Annotated in this window: 18 protein-coding genes and 1 tRNA gene; 9 read left to right on the top strand and 10 right to left on the bottom strand. The window is 47.1% G+C overall.

What is annotated here, in order from left to right; genetic code table 11:
* Positions 1–71: 71 nt before the first annotated feature.
* The 3 genes from argF to ASG34_RS13060 all read right to left on the bottom strand — a co-directional run bounded on the left by argF (position 72) and on the right by ASG34_RS13060 (position 2754).
* The gene (gene argF / locus ASG34_RS13070) at positions 72–989 is read right to left on the bottom strand and encodes an ornithine carbamoyltransferase (protein WP_055831226.1); all 918 of its coding nucleotides are present in this window, start codon (positions 987–989) and stop codon (positions 72–74) included.
* 21 nt (positions 990–1010) lie between these two features.
* A complete protein-coding gene (locus ASG34_RS13065) occupies positions 1011–2201 on the bottom strand; it encodes an aspartate aminotransferase family protein (protein ID WP_055831472.1) in 1191 nt (396 codons plus the stop codon).
* A gap of 61 nt (positions 2202–2262) precedes the next feature.
* The gene (locus ASG34_RS13060; protein ID WP_055831224.1) at positions 2263–2754 is read right to left on the bottom strand and encodes a urate hydroxylase PuuD; all 492 of its coding nucleotides are present in this window, start codon (positions 2752–2754) and stop codon (positions 2263–2265) included.
* A gap of 347 nt (positions 2755–3101) precedes the next feature.
* Between ASG34_RS13060 and mqo the strand changes: the two genes are divergently transcribed.
* Positions 3102–4658: a malate dehydrogenase (quinone) gene (gene mqo, locus ASG34_RS13055; protein WP_055831222.1), complete on the top strand. Its 1557-nt coding sequence runs from the start codon at positions 3102–3104 to the stop codon at positions 4656–4658.
* Between the two features lie 114 nt (positions 4659–4772).
* Positions 4773–6566 carry an adenylyl cyclase gene (locus ASG34_RS13050; RefSeq protein WP_235559809.1) on the top strand — a complete coding sequence of 598 codons (1794 nt, stop codon included), beginning with the start codon at positions 4773–4775 and terminating at the stop codon, positions 6564–6566.
* An 81-nt stretch (positions 6567–6647) separates the two neighbouring features.
* Here the strand turns inward: ASG34_RS13050 and ASG34_RS13045 are convergent, their stop codons facing one another.
* The 4 genes from ASG34_RS13045 to rnr all read right to left on the bottom strand — a co-directional run bounded on the left by ASG34_RS13045 (position 6648) and on the right by rnr (position 12962).
* Complete coding sequence (locus ASG34_RS13045; protein WP_055831220.1) at positions 6648–7649, bottom strand: alpha/beta fold hydrolase; 1002 nt, start codon at positions 7647–7649, stop codon at positions 6648–6650.
* Positions 7650–7818: 169 nt separating this feature from the next.
* Positions 7819–9594 (bottom strand): ABC transporter ATP-binding protein, encoded by a 1776-nt coding sequence (locus ASG34_RS13040; RefSeq protein WP_055831218.1) that lies wholly within the window; start codon positions 9592–9594, stop codon positions 7819–7821.
* An 11-nt stretch (positions 9595–9605) separates the two neighbouring features.
* The gene (gene rlmB / locus ASG34_RS13035) at positions 9606–10367 is read right to left on the bottom strand and encodes a 23S rRNA (guanosine(2251)-2'-O)-methyltransferase RlmB (protein ID WP_055831215.1); all 762 of its coding nucleotides are present in this window, start codon (positions 10365–10367) and stop codon (positions 9606–9608) included.
* 132 nt (positions 10368–10499) lie between these two features.
* Positions 10500–12962 carry a ribonuclease R gene (gene rnr, locus ASG34_RS13030; RefSeq protein ID WP_055831213.1) on the bottom strand — a complete coding sequence of 821 codons (2463 nt, stop codon included), beginning with the start codon at positions 12960–12962 and terminating at the stop codon, positions 10500–10502.
* A 35-nt stretch (positions 12963–12997) separates the two neighbouring features.
* Between rnr and ASG34_RS13025 the strand changes: the two genes are divergently transcribed.
* The 4 genes from ASG34_RS13025 to ASG34_RS13010 all read left to right on the top strand — a co-directional run bounded on the left by ASG34_RS13025 (position 12998) and on the right by ASG34_RS13010 (position 15580).
* Positions 12998–13082, top strand: a tRNA-Leu gene (locus tag ASG34_RS13025).
* 327 nt (positions 13083–13409) lie between these two features.
* A complete protein-coding gene (dinB, locus tag ASG34_RS13020; protein ID WP_055831208.1) occupies positions 13410–14564 on the top strand; it encodes a DNA polymerase IV in 1155 nt (384 codons plus the stop codon).
* A 102-nt stretch (positions 14565–14666) separates the two neighbouring features.
* Positions 14667–15002, top strand: coding sequence for a DMT family transporter (locus ASG34_RS13015; RefSeq protein WP_055831206.1), 336 nt, complete (start codon positions 14667–14669; stop codon positions 15000–15002).
* 50 nt (positions 15003–15052) lie between these two features.
* A complete protein-coding gene (locus ASG34_RS13010; RefSeq protein ID WP_055831205.1) occupies positions 15053–15580 on the top strand; it encodes an SRPBCC family protein in 528 nt (175 codons plus the stop codon).
* A 77-nt stretch (positions 15581–15657) separates the two neighbouring features.
* Here ASG34_RS13010 and ASG34_RS13005 read toward each other — a convergent pair whose 3' ends face one another.
* Positions 15658–16137, bottom strand: a complete 480-nt coding sequence (locus tag ASG34_RS13005; RefSeq protein WP_055831204.1) for a nuclear transport factor 2 family protein — start codon at positions 16135–16137, stop codon at positions 15658–15660.
* Positions 16138–16190: 53 nt separating this feature from the next.
* Positions 16191–17000, bottom strand: coding sequence for a MipA/OmpV family protein (locus ASG34_RS13000; RefSeq protein ID WP_235559808.1), 810 nt, complete (start codon positions 16998–17000; stop codon positions 16191–16193).
* Between the two features lie 419 nt (positions 17001–17419).
* Here ASG34_RS13000 and ASG34_RS12995 point away from each other — a divergent pair, with 419 nt between their 5' ends.
* The 3 genes from ASG34_RS12995 (at position 17420) to ASG34_RS12985 (ending at position 19409) form a co-directional block, all read left to right on the top strand.
* Positions 17420–17866 carry a hypothetical protein gene (locus ASG34_RS12995; protein WP_055831203.1) on the top strand — a complete coding sequence of 149 codons (447 nt, stop codon included), beginning with the start codon at positions 17420–17422 and terminating at the stop codon, positions 17864–17866.
* 12 nt (positions 17867–17878) lie between these two features.
* On the top strand, positions 17879–18343 hold the full coding sequence (locus ASG34_RS12990) for a hypothetical protein (protein WP_055831201.1): 465 nt from the start codon (positions 17879–17881) through the stop codon (positions 18341–18343).
* A 277-nt stretch (positions 18344–18620) separates the two neighbouring features.
* Positions 18621–19409: a hypothetical protein gene (locus ASG34_RS12985; protein ID WP_055831199.1), complete on the top strand. Its 789-nt coding sequence runs from the start codon at positions 18621–18623 to the stop codon at positions 19407–19409.
* A 125-nt stretch (positions 19410–19534) separates the two neighbouring features.
* Here the strand turns inward: ASG34_RS12985 and ASG34_RS12980 are convergent, their stop codons facing one another.
* Positions 19535–22189: a TonB-dependent receptor gene (locus ASG34_RS12980; protein WP_235559807.1), complete on the bottom strand. Its 2655-nt coding sequence runs from the start codon at positions 22187–22189 to the stop codon at positions 19535–19537.
* Positions 22190–22534 lie beyond the last annotated feature (345 nt).

Below are 22534 nucleotides of genomic sequence, written 5' to 3'. Positions count from 1 at the left end.
ACACTATGGCCGCCAAGCTTAACCTAAAGATTAGCTCGCGCCGAAACAGCTTGCAAATCTTAAGCTAGCGCTTAAAGAATTTTTCCCAGCAGAAGGTACTCCATGAGTGCCTTCTGCGTGTGCAACCTGTTTTCAGCTTCATCCCAGACCACGCTTTGTGAACCATCAATCACTTCTGCAGAAACCTCCTCACCACGATGGGCAGGCAGGCAATGCATAAACAATGCATCCGCTTTCGCTACGCGCATCATGTCGGCATCGACTTGCCAGTCGGCAAAGTCTTTACGGCGCTCTTCATTTTCAGCTTCAAAACCCATGCTGGTCCAGACATCGGTCGTTACCAGGTCAGCGTCACGTGCCGCTTCCATCGGGTCAGCAAACGACTCGAAATGGTCAGTGCCGTAAAGATTGGCACGCTCAAACTCGACTTCGTAGCCTGGAGGTGTTGACACATGCACGTTGAAATCCAGTACTTCAGCGGCTTGCAGCCAGGTATTGCAAACATTGTTGCTGTCCCCGATCCAGGTCACAGTTTTGCCCTGGATAGAACCACGGTGCTCAATGAATGTAAAAATATCCGCCAGTATTTGGCAAGGGTGATATTCATTGGTCAAACCATTAATCACCGGCACACGTGAGTTCTGGGCAAAGCGCTCGATGATGCTTTGCTCAAAAGTTCGGATCATGACGATATCGCTCATACGTGAAATCACTTGCGCCGCATCTTCCACCGGTTCGCCACGGCCCAACTGAGAGTCGCGTGTATTCAGGTAAATGGCTGAACCGCCCAGTTGCTGCATACCTGCTTCAAACGACAGACGCGTACGCGTGCTGGCTTTTTCAAAAATCATGACCAGCGTTCTATCCACTAATGGCCAGTATTGTTTGTAATTTTTGAACTGGGATTTAATCCATTTGGCGCGCGCAAAAATATGCTCTATCTCATCACGCGCTAAATCGTTAAATTGCAAAAAGTGTTTGATACTCATGATATTTCAGCGCCAGTTACTTCACGCGCTTGCCTTTAAAAAATTCAAAATCAGGGGAGCGAGTCTATTAACTAACTCTTCGGCCTCTTGCTTGGTCATGACCAGTGATGGCAGCAAGCGGATGACTTTTTCAGAAGTCACGTTAATCAATATCTTTGCCGCCAAGCCCTGTTTAACCAGCTCGGCACAAGGCCTATCCAGCTCAACACCTATCATCATGCCGGCATTACGTATCTGGACGATGCCTTTCTGGCCTTTTAATGCATCAGTGAGCAACTGGTTAATGTAATTACCTACAGTCTCTGCGTTTTCGCGCAGGTTTTCTTCGGCGATAATATTCAGCGTCGCCAGCCCGGCGGCAGTTGCCAGTGGGTTGCCACCAAACGTTGAACCGTGCTTGCCCGGGCTAAAAGTATCAGCCGCTGCACCACGCGCTACACAAGCGCCAATTGGCACGCCAGAACCCAGGCCTTTAGCCAGTGTCATCACGTCAGGCACAATCCCCGTATGCTGGAAAGCGAACCAGGTGCCTGTTCTGGCAATACCGGACTGTACTTCATCCAGCATCAGCAACCAGCCATTCGCATCACAGATCTCGCGTAAGCCCTGAAAGTAGGTTTTCAGGCTGGCGGGAATATGCACGCCACCTTCACCCTGAATCGGCTCCACCAGGATAGCCACCACATTGTTTTTATGTGAAGCGATGGTTTTGATGGCTTCCAGGTCATCAAACGGCACACGCAAAAAGCCACTGACCAAAGGTTCAAAACCTGCTTGCACCTTGCGGTTACCGGTAGCAGACAAAGTCGCCATGGTCCTGCCGTGGAAGCTATGGTCCATCACGATAATTTCAGGATGATCTATACCCTTGTTGTGCCCATACAAACGCGCCAGCTTGATCGCAGCTTCGTTCGCTTCGCAACCTGAGTTACAGAAAAAGATCTTATCCATGCCGGAAATTTCAGCCAGCTTATCTGCCAGTGCTGACTGCTCGGCGATCTGATAAATATTGGAGACATGGATCAAACGGGCGACTTGCGCATTGAGTGCGGCGGTAAATTTCGGGTGTGCATGACCAAGACCATTCACAGCCACGCCAGACAGCGCGTCGAGGTAGCGATCACCGGCGGTGTCTGTCAACCAGACACCTTCGCCTTTGACAAACGTTACCGGCTGCCTGCCATAGGTGTTCATTAAATGTTCGGAATGCATTTCAAACCCTTTTTCAAAAAACAAAACGGCGGCTCAAGCCGCCGTAAACGTCTTGAACCTTCTAAAATCCTAATACTGCCCTATGACTCAATCCATTAGCCATAAAAAACAACATCGGCAAGGAGAGCATCATGTTTGTACGTGATGCCAGCATAGCTACACGTCGCGCTTTATTCTTGGCTGAATCATTAGCAGGCACTATACCTAAAATCTTTTTCTGGTTCGGCCAGATAAATACCCAGACATTGATCAGCATGATGGTGCCTAACCATGCACCCACACCAATCACTTCAAAACCATTGCGCAGCATGAAAGCATCACCCATATGCGCGCCCAGCAAAGCAGCACCAGCCAGCCAGGTCACCACGGCAGACCAGCGGAACCAGAGCAATGCCCTGGGTGCCACATGTTTGCTGATGCCAGCAGCCGTGCCATCCGCCGCCGCGTCTTTCAAGGCAGCCATCTGCACCAGGTTAAAATAATACAGCAGACCTATCCAGGTAATGCCTGCCAGGAAATGTATCCATCGTGCCAGAGCCGGTACCAGTTCCATGGTTTAGCCTCCGACCGCGATAAAGTTCTTAAGGAAAAACACCAGTGCCAGAGTTAATAACAACCCTGAAATGATAGTACCTGCGACAGATTCCAATGGATTTTTCATACTTTCCCCCTTGTATGTAGCCATGTTTATAGTGAATATTGCATGCCCTATTAAAAGCAAATAAGACGCAAATTCCGGTCATTTCACCCGCCCTTTAATACAGGCATTTTTTGTTGTGAAATCACAGTTTGGCGAATGCTGGAGATTACCGCAAAAGTCTTGATTTGACAAGTTGGCAAGCCTGATGCAGCCCTGCCAAACCGATTTCGCAGATGATGGCTGGACTTTTTCGATTTATAATGCGCGACGGCATTATGATTGTGCGTTTGAAACTCAAGCGCCTCCCTATGAGGAACTCACACACCATGGCAACAAACCATATCGATGTATTGCTTGTTGGCGGCGGCATTATGAGCGCTACCCTGGCTATTCTTCTGCATCGTCTGGACCCTGCACTAAAGATTTGCATGGTGGAACAGTTGGAAGATGTAGCCCTGGAAAGCTCGGACGCCCTGAACAATGCGGGTACCGGCCATGCCGGTTATTGTGAGCTGAATTACACTCCAAAAACCAAAAATGGTGACATTGAGATTCGCCGCGCGCTTGAAATCAATGCAGCGTTTGAAGTGTCGCTGCAATGCTGGTCAACCCTGGTGAAAGAAGGCGTATTGAACGCCGATGATTTTATACAGCGCGTGCCACACCTGAGCGCAGTATGGGGAGAACAAAGCAGCGCGTTTTTGCGGCAACGTCACGCCCTGCTCAAAGCGCATCCGCTATTTGCTGAAATGCAATGGAGCAACCAGGAAAAAAAACTTAATGAATGGATGCCACTGATGATGGCTGGCCGCAGGCAAGCAGATCATATGTCTGCCACCCATGTCGGACATGGCTCTGATGTCAACTTCGGTGCTTTAACGAGGCAACTGGTCGCGTATTTAAAAACACGTCCTAATTTCACCTTGCTGACCCAATCGCGCGTCAGCAAACTGAAGCAGCAGCACCTTAAAGAACAAAGTGCGTGGCAGGTGCACATTCAGCACTTAACTTCAGGGCAAACGCAATCGTATGACGCCTCGTTTGTTTTCCTGGGTGCTGGCGGCGGCGCATTGCCGCTCTTGCAGCAATCCGGCATCCCTGAAGCGCAGGGCTATGGCGGCTTTCCGGTCAGCGGACAATGGCTGATCTGCAATAATTCTGCACTGATCAATAAACACCATGCCAAGGTCTACAGCCAGGCTGCAGTTGGCGCGCCACCGATGTCTGTTCCGCATCTGGATACACGCATGATCCACGGAAAACCGGCACTGCTATTTGGCCCTTATGCAGGTTTCACTACCCGCTTCCTCAAGCAAGGCTCACGCTTAGACCTGGCCAAATCGGTCAAATTCAAGAATATCAAAAGCCTGCTGGGTGTATGCCGGCACAATGTAGACCTGACAAAATACCTGATTAAAGAAGTATTCCAGGGCCACGAAAAACGTATGAATGCACTACGCGTATTTTTGCCGGAAGCGAATAGCCATGACTGGAAGCTGGCGCATGCCGGCCAGCGGGTACAGATCATCAAACGCTGCCATCAACACTGGGGTAAGCTGGAGTTTGGTACTGAAATTGTGGCTTCTGCCGATGGCAGCCTGGCAGCATTGCTAGGCGCATCGCCAGGCGCATCAGTGAGTGTCAAAGCCATGCTGGATGTACTCGAACGCTGTTTTGGCGACCGTATGCAAACGCCAGCCTGGCAAGACACATTGAAAGCACTGATTCCCTCTTACGGAGAATCGCTGATTGAGGATGCAAACCTGCTTGGCCGTGTTCGGCGAGATACATTGAGCACATTAAAGCTTGCGCCATAGGCTATTGATTTTTCAAACAAAACTCACTTATTTGAAGTCATGAGCTGCTTACGGATGATAAGAAAAATTGAATTTCATAGCCAATGTCATGGTCCAGCCTACAAATACTTAAAAATGAAAGCCCATTTGTTGATGCCTTATTTTTCATTGTCTCATTCAAATTTTCCAGCCTTCAACCTGCCTCTTTGTGCAAAGACCTCTGCGTTATTTGCCAGCCTGGTGCTAGCTGGCTGCCAGGCAACAGAAGCGCAAAATACGCCTTCACAAACACCAGATTTCGGTGAGAACGTCATTATCATGGATCCTTCCATGCCCTCGAGTGATATCCAGAACAAACTGGATGCCATATTCAAACAGCAGGAAGCTAACCAGTTCGGCCCTGAGCGCTATGCGGTATTGTTCAAGCCTGGCGTTTACCATAACAAAGTCAGGTTAGGGTTTTATACCCAGCTATTAGGTCTGGGGCAGTTTCCCGATGATGTCATGCTGCAAGGCGGTATCCAGGTGGAAGCCTCCTGGCATGGCGGTGATGCCACGCAAAACTTCTGGCGCAGTGTAGAAAACCTTTCAGTGACGCCTGATAACGGCACCATGCAATGGGCGGTTTCACAGGCATCCCCTTTACGCCGCATCCATGTGCGCGGCAATATGTTGCTGGATGACAATGGCGGCTGGTCGAGTGGCGGATTTATGGCAGACAGCCTGGTTGATCAGGAGATCAATTCCGGTACCCAGCAACAATGGTTTACCCGCAACTCCACCCTGGGCAGCTGGACTAACCAAAACTGGAACATGGTTTTCGTAGGCGTAAAAAATGCGCCCGAAGCCAACAACTGGCCTACACCGCCTTATACTGTGGTTGTGCGCACGCCGCGGGTGAGTGAAAAACCATTTTTAAATATTGATAGCGTGGGCCATTACAGTGTCTTTATTCCGGCATTGCGAAAAGACACTCAGGGAGTCAGCTGGCAAGACAAACGCGTAGCAGGTAAAAGCCTGCCGTTAAACAAGTTTTATATTGCCAAAGCCAATAAAGATACCGCCAAAACCATCAATGCCGCATTGGGCACGGGCAAACATTTATTGCTGACACCAGGCATTTACAAACTAGATGCCCCAATCCAAATAAAAAAACCGAATACGGTAGTGCTGGGATTAGGCATCGCCACCCTGTTGCCTACTTCTGGCAATATCGCAATGACAGTGGCCGATGTGGATGGCGTCAAAGTCAGCGGCGTACTATTTGATGCCGGTGAAAAGAATTCTGACATATTGCTACAGTTGGGCGACAAGAAAACGGCTGTCAGCCATGCGCAAAACCCGAGCACCTTGCATGACGTATTTTTCAGGGTTGGGGGTGCCAGCGTCGGCAATGCCACACATAGTGTGATTGTGAACAGCAACCATGTCATAGGCGATAACTTATGGGTGTGGCGCGGCGACCACGGCAATGGCATAGGTTGGCAAACAAATAAAACCAAGCATGGCATTATCGTGAATGGTGATGACGTCACCATGTACGGCTTGTTTGTTGAGCACTTCCACAACTATCAAACCTTGTGGAATGGTGAGAATGGCGAAGTCTATTTTTACCAAAGTGAAGCGCCTTATGATGTGCCCAACCAGCAAGGCTGGATGAACGGCAGCACCAACGGTTATGCTTCTTATAAAGTCGCTGACCATGTCAAACACCACAAAGCCATCGGCATGGGGATTTACTGCTTCTTTGATGTGAATACCAGCGTCAAACTGCATAGTGCGATTGAAGCGCCAACCGGCCCGGACATTCACTTTGATCACATAACCAGTGTGTCGCTAGGCGGAACCGGGGAAATCACCCATGTGCTCAATGACCAGGGTGAAAAAGCTTATGACAAAAATTATGTATCCAGGATAGTCAGTCACTAAGCGCAGACTGGTCGCTTCCCCCTTTATCTAGAATCCAAACAATGAGCGGAAAATAATTAATATTTTCCGCTCATTGCATTTTTAGCGTTTGACTTTACGATCAAGGAAATTGTGCATTAACTTGCCGATTTCCTCGCCATCCTCTTCCAGAGCAAAGTGACCGCTATCGAGCAGGTGCAATTCAGCATTAGGTAGATCACGCAGGTAAGGCGTTGCCCCGGCAGCCGGAAAGATTTTGTCGTTCTTACCCCAGACTATCAACATGGGTGGTTGATGTTTACGGAAATACGCTTGCCATGCCGGGTAAAGCGGAGGATTCGTCCCGTAGCTATAGAACATCTCAACTTGAATATCCTTGTTTCCAGGGCGATCAAGGTAGGCCTGGTCTATTACCCATGTATCAGGGCTCACATGCCTAGCCGGGTCACGAAAGCCCTCCGTGTATTGCCATTTGGTAGCGCCAATTTCCAGCAGCGGGCGCAGCTTGGCTGCATTAGCTTCTGTTTTATCTTTCCAGTAGGCTTTGATCGGCTCCCAGAACGGATTATCTATCCCCTCTTGATATGCATTACCGTTTTGCACAACGATTGCAGTGATTTTTTCCGGGTGTGCAGCAGCCAGGCGGTAACCGATAGGTGCGCCATAATCCTGTACATAGAGGGTATAGTTGCTTAAACCGATCTTGGTGGTCAATTTGTCTACTACTGCAGCCAGGTTGTCGAAGCTATAACTGAACTTATCCATGGCTGGCTGATCGCTTTGACCATAGCCGGGATAATCAGGCGCGATGACGTGATAACGGTCAGCTAGTTGCGGTATAAGATTGCGGAACATATGTGACGAGGTTGGAAAGCCATGCAAAAGCAGGATTGTAGGCGCATTTTTAGGCCCTGCTTCGCGGTAGAATACTTTCACGCCATCGACGAATACCGTGTGATATGAAACAGCCGTTTCATTCTGGATAGCTTGCGTTGATGTTTCTGCCGCCGTTGCCTGATACACTGGCAAAACTGATGAAGTCATTAGCGCAGCCAGTAATACTGGAATTTGCACAGCAATTTTAAATTTTGTGTAGTTCATCATTTATCCTTTGTCATTGAGGTCGATAACCGAAGAAATTCGGGATGACTCAATGTAACCGGATAAGAATTTAAGAAAAACTAGCGGGAAATCAATACACTGTTTCGCTTAACGTAATAATGAACGACAGTAAGGCCTGGCCTTTCAATCCGGGCAAGCCTGTTTGCATGAATCAGGCTGTTTGCTGACCATACAAGCGCTGGTAAACACTACCCGCCTGGTTAACCAATGTCGCATGCTGGCCTTCTTCAATAATACGGCCAGCATCAAACACCAGTACACGATCAGCTTCTTTCACGGCGGACAAACGATGTGCGATGGTAATCGTGGTACGGCCACGCAAGAACACATGCATAGCCGCATGTAGCATGGCTTCAGTGTGTGTATCCAGCATAGACGTCGCTTCATCGAGGATAACAACTTGCGGCTGCTTGAGCATCATGCGCGCAATCGCCAGCCGCTGTCGCTGTCCACCTGACAAGCGCACGCCACTACGTCCAAGTTGCGAATCCAGCCGCTCTGGCAAATCACGGACAAATTGCGCCAACTGGGCTACTTCAAGTACCTGCCATAACTCATCATCAGAATAAGCCTGTTGCATGGAAAGGTTTTGCCGCACGCTATCATTGAATAACATGGGATGTTGCAGTACTACACCCACATGCTCACGCACCTGCGCATAGCCTAATTGCTCTATCGATTTTCCATTAAACAAAATCTGTCCATGGTTAGGCGCATACAAGCCGAGTAGCAATTGCACCAGGGTAGACTTTCCTGCACCGGAAACTCCAACCAGGGCGACCTGCTCCCCCGGCGCAATATCCAGGCTGACCTGATCAAGTATCGGGTCACCCTCCCCATAGGCGAACGTCACCTGTTTTAGCGTAATGGCGGCGGGCTGTTGGTCAGTGAAACCTTTTACTGCTGCCGGATAATGCGGCTCTTCATCTGCTTCCAGTACCTGGTTAATCCTGCTCAGAGCCGCTTTGGCTGCATAGTAGGAAAATTGCACATTGAGCAGTTCCTGTACCGGCCCCATCATGAACCATAAATAGCCGAACACGGCGATCATTTGGCCGACTGACAAATCCGAAAACACCACCATCAACATGGCGACGGCACGGAAAATCTCGAAGCCAAACAGGAATACTCCAAATGACAAGCGGGATAAAGCATCTGATTTCCAGCCGGAAGCGGTAGCGGCTTCCCTGACCGCTTCCGCGGCTTGCTTGGCTTGTTCGAGGAAGCGTTTATCACTATTGCTGGCGCGAAGCTGTTGCATCACTTCCAGCGTCTCGCTGACTGATTGCGACAACACTTCAAACGCATTATTTTCGCGCTGTTTCCATAACTTGACCTTTTTACCCAGCACCATGGTCAGCGCAATGACAAAAGGGTTAAGCAGCAGAATAATCAAGGCCAGTTGCCAGTGCATCCATAGTAAAACCACAGCGACACCAATCACACTCAATACGGCAACCAGCACTTTGGCAATGGTCTCACCGAGGAATTTATCCAGTGTTTCAATATCCGTCAGCAGGCGCGCGGTGATTTGCCCTGCCCCCAGGCTTTCATATACCTGCATGCGGATGCGTGACAACTTGTCGAGCAGCGTTTGCCGAACGCCTAATGTGACCTGCTTGGATAAACTGACAAAAATGCGGGTGGTAGCCACACCGAGCAATACACTGCCAAGACGTAAACAAATAGTGAACAGCGTCACACAGGCTATAATAGCGATAGGCCCCATCCATGTTGGCGGGAGCCACTGGGAAAGAGTCTGGGTGAGTTTACCAGGTTGATTTAACAGGACTTCATCGACCAGCAGTGGCATCATCAACGGGATGGGCACCGCGACTGCGGCACCGCAAAATGCCAGCCACTGGCCCAACCACAAACGCCGAGACTGCCGGCGTAACTGCTGCCAAAGGCCAGTTAAAGTAATCATGAATCTGAAGCTTATTTCTGGGGATTGGCCAACACGCGTTGACGGCGGACTTCATACAAAGCAATGCCACTGGCGACACTGACATTCATACTTTGCACTGAGCCAAACATAGGGATAGTAATCAGTGAGTCACAGGTTTCTTGGGTCAGGCGGCGCAAGCCATCGCCTTCAGCCCCCATCACCAGGGCAATCGGCCCTTCAAATTTGGTGTTATGCAGTTCACTTGGTGCATCCATAGTGGTGCCGACTACATGCACGCCCGCTTCTTTGAGCTCACGCATGGTGCGCGCAAGATTGGTGACTGAAATAAACGGCACTGTTTCAGCGGCGCCACTGGCGACTTTACGTACCGTGCCATTTAAGCCGACTGAACGGTCTTTAGGCGCAATAATCGCATGTACGCCCATGGCATCTGCAACACGCAAACAGGCACCCAGGTTATGCGGATCCTGCACACCATCCAGGATTAAAAAGAAAGGTGGCTCATCCAGGTCTGATTCGAGGATATCGTGGATATCCTTATAAGGCATGGGCGTTTCAATCACCCTGGCGATCACACCCTGGTGGCGGCCATGTGCACCGATAAATCCGTCCAGGCGGTTACGCTCGGACTGGATCACGCGAATATTCTGTGACTTGGCCATCTCCAGCAGGTCACGCATACGCGCATCTACCCGGTCTTGATCAATGATAATTTCCTGAATGCTGCTGCCATGCTGACGCATGCGACTCAACACCGCATGAAAACCAAACAGAATGCGGGCTTCTGACATAGTTACTCCTAATTAATTTAATTCTGATTTCAAACGCCAAACGCCGCGCAGATTAGTTCAAGCACGGGCTGGTTTGAATATCGCAAGGTTGCACGCATAAGAAACAACCTTGCGAAATGTGCACAGGCGATATTATCGGGCTTTCGCCTTGGGTTTGCCTTTATTTTTTTGCACCGAGCGACGGTTTTTTTCTTTTGCCGTACGTGGTTTGCCAGCGCCCTCTTTGCCTGAGCTTGCTGATGTTGTTGCTGCTCTGGCTTTGGATGACGCTTTATTACCTGTCGCTTTACCCGTTTTACCAGCGTTATAGGGGCTTGCAGGTCTGGCCCGAGCCTCTGTTACCTGCGATCTTCTTGGGCTGGATGTTCCGGCTTCTGAAACTGTCTCAGTTTCTGCGCCCGCATCGGAAGCGTCGCCTTTCCCTGCCAGGGTAAAGTCGATGCGGGCGGTTTCCAGGTCTACACGCACGACTTTCACAGTCAGCCGGTCGCCAAGGCGATAACGAACACCGGTACGCTCGCCTACCATTTCATGGCGGGCTTTGTCATGGATAAAGTAATCGTTTCCAAGGTCTGTCACATGCAGCAAGCCTTCGACATAGACTTCATCCAGCGCTACAAACAGGCCGAAACTGGTCACGCCAGCCACGGTGCCGGCAAACACTTCGCCGACTTTGTCCTGCATGTAAAAGCATTTCAGCCAGTTGGTGACATCACGTGTCGCATCATCGGCCCTGCGTTCAGTCATCGAGCAATGGGTGCCGAGTTGATGCCAGTCTTTGGCCTGGTAACGCTTGCCTTCTACAACTGCCTTGATTGCGCGGTGTACCAGTAAATCCGGATAACGACGGATAGGTGAAGTAAAGTGCGTATACGCATCGTAAGCCAGGCCGAAATGGCCGACATTGTCCGGGCTGTAGACTGCTTGCTGCATGGAACGCAGCATCACGGTTTGCAATAATTGCGCATCAGGACGCGATTTAATGCGCTGCATCAGTTTCGCGTAATCCTTGGCCTGCGGCTTTTCACCACCGCCTACGCCAAAACCGAACTCGCCCATAAACAGGCGCAGGGCTTCCAATTTTTCCGGCGTCGGGCCTTCATGGATACGATAGAGGCAAGTCTGTTCGTTCTTGAGCAGGAAATCTGCAGCACAGACGTTGGCAGCCAGCATGCATTCTTCAATCAGCTTGTGCGCGTCGTTACGCACCACGGGCACAATCTTGTCTATCTTGCCGTTTTCATTGAATACCATCATGGTCTCGGTGGATTCAAACTCGACCGCGCCGCGTTTTTCACGTTGCGTCAGCATTAACTTGAACACGCCATTCAGATTATTCAAATGCGGTAGCAGCCATTGGTATTCTGCGGTCAGCGCCGGATCTTCCTCGTGCAGCAACGCAGATACCTTGGTATAGGTCATGCGTGCTTTGGACAGCATCACTGAAGGATAGAATTGGTATTGTTTGACCACGCCCTGCCCATCAATCTGCATATCACAGACCATACACAAACGCTCAACCTCAGGGTTCAGCGAGCACAAGCCATTCGATAAGGCTTCCGGCAACATCGGAATCACGCGGCGTGGAAAGTACACAGAGTTACCGCGGTCAAACGCCTCTTTATCCAGGGCATCGCCAGGCTGCACGTAAAAACTGACATCAGCAATCGCCACCACCAGTCGCCAGCCTTTGCCTTGCGGCTCGGCAAATACGGCATCGTCAAAGTCACGCGCCGTTTCACCATCAATGGTAATCAGCGCTAGATCACGTAAATCCTTGCGGCCTTTGTAATCCTTGGGCTGGACCGTTCTTGGAAAGTCCTCAGCCTGTTTGATGGCTGCCGGATTGAATTGATGCGGCAAATGGTGCTTGCGTAAGGCAATCTCGATTTCCATACCGCTATCGGCATAGTTACCCAAAATCTCCACCACTTTACCCATAGGCCGTGAGTGTGAGGAAGGATATTCGGTTAACTCAATGGTCACCACCTGACCTACCTGCGCATCCATATCCAGATGGTAAGGAATCAGGATATCCTGGCTGATACGCTTGTCTTCTGCTGCCACAATCGTCACACCCTGTGCGCGAATAACGCGGCCTACAAGCGTCTTGTTGGCTCGTTCCAGCACTTCAACCAGCTTGCCCTCCGGGCGGCCTCTTCTATCCAGCCCGGCCAGCCTCACCATGGCGCGGTCACCGTGCATCACCATGGTCATTTCTTTCGGGCCCAGGAAAATATCCTCAGGATGCTTGGTCTTGTCATCCGGTACTAAAAAACCAAAACCATCGGTATGGCCGAAAATAGTGCCGGCGATTAAATGTATCTTGTCCGGCAGGCAAAACGCGTTTTTACGATTGCGCATTAACTGACCATCACGCTCCATCGCGCCCAGGCGGCGGTTAAAGTTATCGCGCTCATCATGGCTGATGTCTAGCAACAGGTATATCTGGTCTGCACTGAGGGGAACACCCTGATCGGAAAGAAGCTGCAGAACCAGCTCACGGCTTGGTAACGGTGTTTGATATAACTCGGCTTCGCGTTGCGCCTGCGGGTCATTTGCCCGCAGAGGCGTTTTAGTTTTTCTTGTTGACAATATTAATTCTTCCTTTAAAATGCACAGCTTCTTTAGCCCAGGTGGCGGAATTGGTAGACGCGCTAGTTTCAGGTATTAGTGTTTAACGACGTGGAGGTTCGAGTCCTCTCTTGGGCACCATAAAGAATAAAATAATCCTTTGTTAGTAATAACTTAGGATTTTTTTGTTTTAAGCTACCCAAAAAAACTACCCGCATAAAATTTATTCTGACTGTGTTGAGACAACATAATGTCAGTTTAACACTCTTTCCAATATCTACCGTTTTACTACAGGTAGAAATTCGACAACATCACTTCTGTTTCGTCATTCGCAAGTTTTTTTATTTCATTCATATTTTTTGAAATATTTGCTCATCGCGAATTAGTTTTAATTCAATATTCCTACATTAAACCGGTTTTAAAAACGCTACAATTCGCTCGAATGATTTCAGTTTTTTACAGCTAAGCATGAGCGATGCAAATTCACGCCGGATTGCGCATATCGATATGGACGCATTTTTTGCTTCCTGCGAATTATCACAATATCCGGAACTCCGCGGTTTGCCGGTAGTGGTAGGCGGACGCGCTTCGGATACCCCTAAATTGAATGATGATGGCACGCATATTTTCTCGCGACTGCGGGATTATGTCGGCCGTGGCGTGTTAACCACTGCCACTTACGAAGCCCGCGCGCTGGGCTTGCATTCTGCCATGCCTACCATGCGTGCTGCCAAACTGGCGCCAGATGCGATTATCCTGCCTGTCAATTTTAATTTATATCGTCGCTATTCAAGGCTATTTAAAGAGGCTATACAGTCGATCAGCCCGGTCATTCAAGATATTGGCATTGATGAAGTCTATGTGGATATCACCATGCTGGATGAGGATTCCCTGACTATCGCAAAAAGGCTAAAGGCGGCCGTATTGGAGGCCACCAGCCTCACTTGCTCTGTCGGCATTGCGCCCAATAAGTTATTAGCCAAACTTTGTTCCGATATCCAAAAACCGGATGGCATCACCATTATCAGCATGGACGATCTGCCTTCCCGTATATGGCCCATGCCGGCACGCAAAATCAATGGCATAGGCCCTAAAGCCAGCGCCAAGCTTGAGTCACTGGGAATCCACACGATTGGTGAGATTGCCACACTGCATGAAGCCTGGCTGATCTCACATTTTGGACAAAGTTACGGTAAATGGCTCTATCGCGTCTCTCGCGGGCTGGATGACCGGCCGGTCGTAACCGAGAGCGAGCCGGTTTCCATGAGCCGCGAAACAACCTTTGAACAAAACCTGCATGCAGTGCGCGACAAGCAAACTTTGAGTGCAAGCTTTACCCATTTGTGTGAGCGTGTCGCGGATGACCTGCAACGTAAAGGCTATGTCTGCCGCAAGATAGGCCTCAAGCTGCGTTTCGATGATTTTAAAACAGTCACCCGTGACCTGACGCTACCCAAACCGATCGCAGATGCACAATCGATACGCCGGGCTGCGGGCAAATGTTTAAAGCGCATAGATCTTAATCGCACGATACGTTTGCTTGGTGTAAAAGCCAGCGGCCTTGAACGGCCTGGTGTCCAGGCAAGTAAAGCCTCAGAGCAATTTACGTTTAATTTTGATTGATGGGATATTTGCTTTATCTAAGCTTGTCTTTACCCACGCAATCACTATCTAACATTTGACTTAAGCACGCCCCATCCATACAAGCTTTTCCGGAGAACCCCTATGAAGTACTGGCTTTATCTAGCAATCGCAATCATTTCCGAAATTACGGCCACATCAAGCCTGAAAGCCAGCGAAGGCTTTACCAGACTATTACCTTCAATGGCGGTGGTCATTGGCTATGGGCTATCGTTTTACTTCCTGTCACTGACGCTCAAAGTCATTCCAATCGGGATCACTTACGCAATATGGGCAGGTCTGGGCATTGTGCTGCTTGCCATTGTTGGCTGGGTATTTTATGGACAAAAACTTGATACTGCAGCCATCGTCGGCATAGGTTTTATCCTGGCTGGCGTACTTATTATGAATTTATTCTCTAAAACAGTCTCTCATGGATAGATAATCAATTTATCAATCAATAAATCAGAATAATTTAAAAGGAGAAATGAATGAGGGCTTTATTCACGTCGTTGGTATTGATGGCCGGATTTATTCCGGCGGCTAGCCATGCAGCAGCAGAGACACTGAAACTGGATGAGTCAGTGGAAATTAATGCTAACGCAGATACAGTCTGGGCAAATGTCAGCAACTTTGGCGACTTGGGCTTGTGGCACCCAGCCATCAAGACTACGCATATTTTAAGTGGTACGCCTAACCTTCCTGGCGCCATCCGCTTGCTGACATTACAAGATAACAGCCAGGTAAAAGAAGAGTTGCTGACCTTCAGCCCGGCGCAAAAAACCTTTAGCTATAAAATCCTGGATGGCGTGTTGCCAGTCAGTAACTATCGCTCAACCATTAGTGTGAAAGCGATCTCTGCAACAAAATCCAAAGTGTCCTGGAGTGGTGACTTTAAACGCAAAGACCTTTCGGATAAGCCAGTCGCTAACCAGACCGATGATGATGCGATTAAAACCATGACTGTGGTTTATAGATCTGGCCTAGATAATTTGAAGAAAATATCTGAAGGCAGGTAATGATGGTTGGTATTTACCTTTTATAAAACAAAACCGGCAAATTAGTTTTTGCCGGTTTTTTTAAATCTCTAATTTGCTTAAAGACCTAACTCACTCAAGCCAGGATGGTCATCCGGGCGTCGACCCAGAGGCCAGCGGAATAACCGTTCACTCTCTTTAATCGGTAAATCATTGATAGATGAAAAACGATTGATCATCAGTCCGTCCGGCCCGAACTCCCAGTTTTCATTACCGTAAGAGCGAAACCAGTTTCCCGAGTCATCTTTCGACTCATAGGCGTAGCGAACCGCAATGCGGTTTTCAGTAAAAGCCCACAACTCCTTGATCAGGCGGTACTCCAGCTCTTTGTTCCATTTACGCTCAAGAAATGCCTGCGCCTGGTCGCGGCCCTTTACAAATTCTGCCCGGTTTCTCCATTGCGTATCCAAAGAATATGCCATGGCAACTTTGGCTGCGTCCCTTGAATTCCAACCATCTTCAGCCAGCCGCACCTTTTCAATGGCTGTTTCGCGTGTGAACGGCGGAACAGGTGGGCGAATAGATGGGGTTGAGCTCATTTCAATCTCCTGAGTGGATTAGCAGTTTTTGTCATTTATAAAACTATAAAGCTTTAGAAGCCTATTGAATAACCTACATAACCCAACGGCTGAAAACGAGTTTCGACGATCGGGCTATCGGCCTGCTGGTTGCCAAGGCGATTGGCAATCAGCCCGAAAAACACCGCCTGATCAGCAGTCACACTATAAATCCCATTAACGCCCAGTTGCAACTGCGTGCCGGCCTTAGCCTGATAGGCTGGGCGATCGGCGCGAACTTCATCGGCATCGACGCCAAAGTAATAATCATTAAATTTTCGGTTATTCCACTGCACGCCAACCAGGCCATTCACGCGGAACCGTTCAGACCGGTAAAGACTGCGGATAAATTGTAGCTGCACATTCTGGCCGTTGCTGGCACCACCGGCATCGAATCCCCATTGTGCATTAATGGTGCCATAATCAGTCTGCCAGCGCAGTACTGGGCCGACATCTACAGAAAAATCACGGTCATTCATGCCTTTGGTACGGCTGCTGTCATCGGCATCCCAGCCAAACCTGGCATCGGCAGACAAACCCATGCGGATACGTTTGTCATCCGACTCCAATAACCAGACACCTGCCTGCAAACCATTGATATAAAAGCGCTCGCCATAGTTGGCGTTGATGACAGGCAAGATCAGCATGCGCTGGTCTTTGGAGCCCGAAGTTTTTGGAATCACCCCAACGCCCAGGCCATACATGTTTTTCTGTCGAGGCATGGCGGTTTCGGTTTGCCTGTCAATATTGGTTTCTGCCATTACTCCGGGACTCACTAGCAACATGCTGACAAGCCCGAGTGCGTGATTGAATGGTGCTAATGCTTTTTTGCCTGTCTTATTCAAACTTCTTCTCCGATTCTAAGGCTTTAAATTGATATCCAATGATATTAAACTGGATTCTGCAAATTACATAAACCACAGACGCCATATCTGTAAAGAAGTTGCTTAAACATCCGTGTATTTCAACCTCATAAACCCATCGTTAAATTAAGCTCAAAAAAAAGAGCTTACATCTCACAATCAGTATCATCCGGAACTTTTATTTGCGCGCCCTCTTTCTAGTTAAAACATTAGCTAAGTGATTGTAAATTCAATAAAAAACAAGGTTTTATCTTCTGTAGTAAATGTAGGTTTTTGTACGAATATTCCTACACGAGATTCAGCCAAAGATGTATGGAGCCTAATTTGATTAATCAGCATTATTGAGCCTTCATTGAAATAAATGCATTAAACCAAATTAGAAATTAGAGGGAGGACACACAATGTCACAATCTTCAGGTACAAACAGCGCTACAAGCGCGATCTCACTAGCTGCTATTACTGCTGGCGCTGTAGCTGCCGCAGTAGTGATTATGTCAATCGGCTCTATCGTTACCATCATATCTATTGGTGCATCCATCAACCCAGGAACGCAACAAACAGCATCTAACTTTATTGATAGTACTGCTGGAATTCGTAACGTAGCTGTATTGCCAGTTGAAATGCAAACCACCAAAGCTGGTAACTTTTACAAAGTTAAAAAGAATAACAAGAACAAAAGCTTTTATATTGATGCCATTTTACGTGAAGATTCACACACTATTTCACCTGATTCACAACAGTCCAATACTGAGCCAAAAGAGCAGCAACCTAAACTTTCGGTTAAAGGTAATCACGTTTTCGCCAGCTTGAATGCTAAACAAACACAAACCTTAGTTGCCGCAGCATAATCAAAATTTCAAATGCGCAGGCTGATTCAAAGTTTACTAATCATCAGCAGTTTTTTAACTGCTGATTTGTTATTAGCAGCCGAAACAATTAAAGCACCCCATGTAGCCTTTTCCAGCAAATATCGTAGCGTCGATTATTTATTTACTGACCGTGCTGAAGTTGAAGCCATCGCCGATGGCGCCAATTATGATTTCGCTATCCGTGAAGTGGGTTGGGACCTGCTTTCAGCAGTTGGCCGAGCTTGCAATTCCGTAAAAAATATCCAGGCCATATTTATTGACCGCATTAACTTCAAAGAACGTCACTCCCTAGTCGTGCTCGGCGTCTTGGCAGACTTGCAATTCCTGTCTTTAAATATTGATGAAGCACTATCAAATGCAACTCTGAAAGAACTGCTCAGCGCGTTTGAGCGGGAGCATGTTTCCATTATCCGCCTTGCTGAAGCAAGCGGTGTAGAACTTTCAATCTCAAAATAAAATCGCGTCAATCGCCTTTATTATTAAAAAGGCCCTCTAATGGTGTATTTCAGGTTTATCACAGATACATAGTTTGAAGCCTATTTCCAATCTTATTCCAGGCATCAATATTTCACTAAATCATTTACAATAAAAGACCAAAAGTTGTTTACCTATCGATTAATTCAATCAGGTATCCACGCAGCATTTGACTGGTAATCAAGTGCGAAAACCTTGAGTCTTGAAGACTTTTAAGGCATTGTGGCGACATTGAACGAAGATACATTGGAACAAATGAATGAGCAGCACGTTTCACCCTGAAAAATCTCATATCAAGGTTGATCATACAAAGTTTGTAAAAGGAAATAACGCCTCCTTAAAACCTTTTCATTGTGAAAAAGGCCTGGTAGAAATTGGCAAACTAAATATTTTTCTCATCGGCGTGATTGGAGTGATCATATTTGGCTTGATTGCGCAGGAAGATGGGAGCACGCTACTATCTACGCAGGATATGCGTGTCCAAACGGTGACTACACCTGAAATTGCCGCTATTGAAACGCCAAAAATAGATACTCCCTCAGAAGAACAGCCTGAGGCTCCTTTACCCGAGTCAAAACCCTCGCCCAAAAAACGTAAGAAAAACGAAACAAACGCTACAGTGATTGTGACTCGCACTCAGCAACCTGAATCAGCAGCGGGTAACCAAGTTCAGCATACCGAAGCAAACACAGAGACTGCAGCTAATCATGAAGCAGAACAACCAACTCTGAAAGAGCCACAAAAAAACATGCTAGTGTTTAATATCTGGAGCGTTTCTGAACTGAGATTGCGCAGTGCTTTCACAAAGCTAATCAATGATAGCTCAGCCTCTGCCTCAATTTTGGAGTCTAGAAAAAAAGAGTATCTCAGCTTTGTCAATAAAAGAAGCCACAAATGCGGCGAACTCAATAGCAAGTTTGCCAGCAATATCAATACAGTCGAGAAATTGACTTTTAAAGATAAAGATGTGGAAATTTTAGAGTGCCATACTTCAGAAAATACGACAGAATTGAACAGATTAAATGAGTTGGGTATGAGTGTTTCTTAATTATTTTAAGTTTAGCTTGGCTTTATAAAGACAAAAACCGCAAAAATATCTGACAATCCAACCTATGGATAAACAAAAAAAATCGCCCTATATGGGCGATTTTTTGTTAAATGTTGACTTTTTTGTTATAGCGTTCCTTTTAGCACCAACCCGATATAACGGAACGTACCTAACCCATCCCAGCCAACAGGATAATTATTGGTAAAGTTATTCACACTTGTTGTATACCTTTTATCGAACAGATTTTTGGCCACCAGGTTAATTTCAAACTTGTTCTTGGTGTTGGTAATAATTCCAATACCGCCATCTGTCACTGAATAACCACTGACCTCACCATATTCAGATAGTTGAGACTCCAAATTCTGCTTGGAGCGGAATACTGTGCTAAAGAATGCATGCCCAGTGAATCCATAAGCAAGCGGCAGACGGTAATCAGCGCCGATAATCCCAGTCAGTCTCGGAGCACCTACAATCTGTTTGCCCGTGTTATCGCAAATAGGTGCCGTATTTTCTGTCGGGCAAGTGGCTTCTTTCCAGTCAGTATATACTGCATGGTTGTAAGCTGCACCGAAGTTAAATATCAAGTTAGAAGTTGCACTAAATGCACCATCCAATTCAACGCCTCGTGCAGTAATTTCAGGGATATTACCAAAGTCAGAACGATATCCTGTCGTAGTTGCATTAGGCCCAGTAGTACCAACAAAGGTACTCGTAGTCGCCTGGTAATCCTTAACCACGGTATTATAAAAGTTCACGTTTAATAGCAAACGACGATCAAATAACACACTTTTGAAACCTAGCTCGAAATCCAGAGACTTTTCAGGTTTGGCATCCTGACGTTCACCGTTTGTTGTTCTAAACGCAACTACACTTGATTTTTCACCACCGGCCGCAGATGCGTAAAACATGACGTTTTCATTGTATTTGTAACTTGGACTTAATAACCATGAAATTGAATTTTCGGTCAGATCCCCATCTCTGTAGCCATACGAATTACCAGTTTGACCATTGCGAATAGTATTGGCCGCGGTTACTTGGGCCGCTGAAGCTCCGTTTGCGTTTGTCAATGCTGTTAGGTCTGAGCCATCATAGAAAGTATTGCTTTTAGAAATGCTGTTGCTACGCTTTTCATGTGTAAACCTTAATCCAGTTGTCAGATCAGTTTTATCAGTCAAATGCCAGTTGATTTGTCCGAATAATGCTTTGCTATCAGTCTTAGAAATTTGATTATTGGTGGCGTATACGTTATTCAAAGAATTTTTTAAAAGCTCTCGACCTGCAGCATCTGCGAAGAGTGTATTGAAGTTTCCCGTGCTTGCAAAATATGCGCCAGCATCCTCGCCATATAAGTTACGCGAGGTCGTATCAGCTTCCGCCTTTAAATAGTACAAACCGGTTTGATAATCTAGCAAACCACCTGGTTCAGATGTCAAACGAAACTCTTGCGAAAATTGTTTGGCATCAACCAGTGTGCCGCCACGTTGAATATCGAACTTGGTTTCTTCAGCATCATTCCTTGCATCAAAATGATACTTTCTGGTACCCGTAATTGAACTCAATGTCACCGGACCAAGATTCCAATCAACCGTTGCAGAAGCACCGCGATTATAAGTTTGAAGTGGTTGAGCTGAGTTTAACTCTACTTTATCTGCATTATCGATACCAATAATAGGCCTGTAATTACCATTATCAAAGTACTGACGTGACAATCTAGAAGTATGCCCACCTTGCGGGTCTATAATTTTTGCTTTCGTGTTGCTTCGCTCATTCGCAACTGCAGAGTCTAAATTTAATTTAGCTGTAATATTTTCGGTCGGTGTTAACAAAAACTGTATGCGACCACCAAGGCGATTTTTTTCATGCCAGCGTCCGCCTTCGGTGAATACGTTTTCACGGTCACCATCCTGCTTATCCACGATGAAAGACCCTCGCCACGCCAGTAAGTCATCCACAATCGCGTTGCTATAAGAACCACGTGCTTTCTGACCTCCAGGTGAAGCATCTTCACCCATACGACCACCAGCTTCTAGCTCTAACCAACCTTGCTGTGTAAAGCTTGGCGCGCGGCTTACATAATTAATCACGCCCAAAGTCGTATTTTTACCCTTTAATGTCCCTTGAGGACCACGCAATACTTCCACACGATCTAAATCAGTAAAATTCTGGAAAGACATACCAACCTGGCTTAGGTAAATATCATCCACCACGATACCCACAGCCGCTTCTTGATTTTCGTTACCAGTGGATTTACCGATGCCGCGGATCGAAATACCTGAACGGCGTGCATTTGGTGTTGTAGCCGTTAAACCTGGGGTAACCCTGGTCAAGTCATCAATGGTAAATATACGATCGCGGTCAATTTGTTTACCGCTGATAATCGTCTCCGGGATCGGCACATCCTGCGCAATTTCTGCACGGTTACGTGAAGTCACCACAACAGAACCCAGCAAATTTTGATCTTCAGGCTCAGCTTTTTTGGCAGTTTCTGTTTTAGCAGTAGCTTCTGCGGAGCTTGCAGACTCTTCACCAGTCTGGTCTTTCAATTCTCTTTTGGCATCTTCAAGCGCTTGTTCAAGCTGAATGATTTTATCTCTGATCTCTTTAGAGTCTTTCTCAGCCGCGTATGCATCCAGAGAACCTGCTAGTGAAAGTCCAGCCAATACAGTAAATGCGGTGCCGCGGAAAACTGCTGTCGAATGGTGTTTTCCAAACACCATTGTGGAAAGCAGTTTGGCAATAATCTTGGGTCTGGCGTGTGTCCCTGTATTAATGTCTTGCATTACATCATCCCTTTTATATAAGTTTTAAAACTTTGTCACGCATGCCTTATCGCAAGATGCGTACCATACAAAAGAATGCTGTTATATAATCTTTTATCTATTTGATTTTATTGAAATTTATTTTTCATTTTAATAAAATAATATCTTTGTAAATTTAAAAATACTGCATCTCACCCAACATAATCTTTAGCGATTGTTGCTGTGGAAACAGCTTTTTTTCACCCTGAGTTATGTATAAAATTTTACTAAGATCAAGATCATTTATTCATTTCCCTTCTATCGAATAAAGCTACAAATACCATAAAAAAAAACCCAGTTTTAACCGGGCTTTATCAGTCGATGAAC

The organism is Methylophilus sp. Leaf416 (assembly GCF_001424665.1).
In the GTDB taxonomy this organism is placed as follows: Bacteria; Pseudomonadota; Gammaproteobacteria; order Burkholderiales; family Methylophilaceae; genus Methylophilus.
This window is presented reverse-complemented; position numbering and strand designations above follow the sequence as displayed.

Bases quoted from the DNA above. Each gene is read 5' to 3' on its own strand.
- ASG34_RS12980 (WP_235559807.1), bottom strand. From the start codon at position 22,189: ATGCAAGACATTAATACAGGGACACACGCCAGACCCAAGATTATTGCC.
- ASG34_RS13040 (WP_055831218.1), bottom strand. From the start codon at position 9,594: ATGATTACTTTAACTGGCCTTTGGCAGCAGTTACGCCGGCAGTCTCGG.
- ASG34_RS12990 (WP_055831201.1), top strand. From the start codon at position 17,879: ATGCGCAGGCTGATTCAAAGTTTACTAATCATCAGCAGTTTTTTAACT.
- ASG34_RS13060 (WP_055831224.1), bottom strand. From the start codon at position 2,754: ATGGAACTGGTACCGGCTCTGGCACGATGGATACATTTCCTGGCAGGC.
- dinB (WP_055831208.1), top strand. From the start codon at position 13,410: ATGAGCGATGCAAATTCACGCCGGATTGCGCATATCGATATGGACGCA.
- rlmB (WP_055831215.1), bottom strand. From the start codon at position 10,367: ATGTCAGAAGCCCGCATTCTGTTTGGTTTTCATGCGGTGTTGAGTCGC.
- argF (WP_055831226.1), bottom strand. From the start codon at position 989: ATGAGTATCAAACACTTTTTGCAATTTAACGATTTAGCGCGTGATGAG.
- ASG34_RS13045 (WP_055831220.1), bottom strand. From the start codon at position 7,649: ATGATGAACTACACAAAATTTAAAATTGCTGTGCAAATTCCAGTATTA.
- ASG34_RS12985 (WP_055831199.1), top strand. From the start codon at position 18,621: ATGAGCAGCACGTTTCACCCTGAAAAATCTCATATCAAGGTTGATCAT.
- ASG34_RS13050 (WP_235559809.1), top strand. From the start codon at position 4,773: ATGAAAGCCCATTTGTTGATGCCTTATTTTTCATTGTCTCATTCAAAT.
- ASG34_RS12995 (WP_055831203.1), top strand. From the start codon at position 17,420: ATGTCACAATCTTCAGGTACAAACAGCGCTACAAGCGCGATCTCACTA.
- ASG34_RS13005 (WP_055831204.1), bottom strand. From the start codon at position 16,137: ATGAGCTCAACCCCATCTATTCGCCCACCTGTTCCGCCGTTCACACGC.
- ASG34_RS13065 (WP_055831472.1), bottom strand. From the start codon at position 2,201: ATGCATTCCGAACATTTAATGAACACCTATGGCAGGCAGCCGGTAACG.
- ASG34_RS13010 (WP_055831205.1), top strand. From the start codon at position 15,053: ATGAGGGCTTTATTCACGTCGTTGGTATTGATGGCCGGATTTATTCCG.
- mqo (WP_055831222.1), top strand. From the start codon at position 3,102: ATGCGCGACGGCATTATGATTGTGCGTTTGAAACTCAAGCGCCTCCCT.
- ASG34_RS13015 (WP_055831206.1), top strand. From the start codon at position 14,667: ATGAAGTACTGGCTTTATCTAGCAATCGCAATCATTTCCGAAATTACG.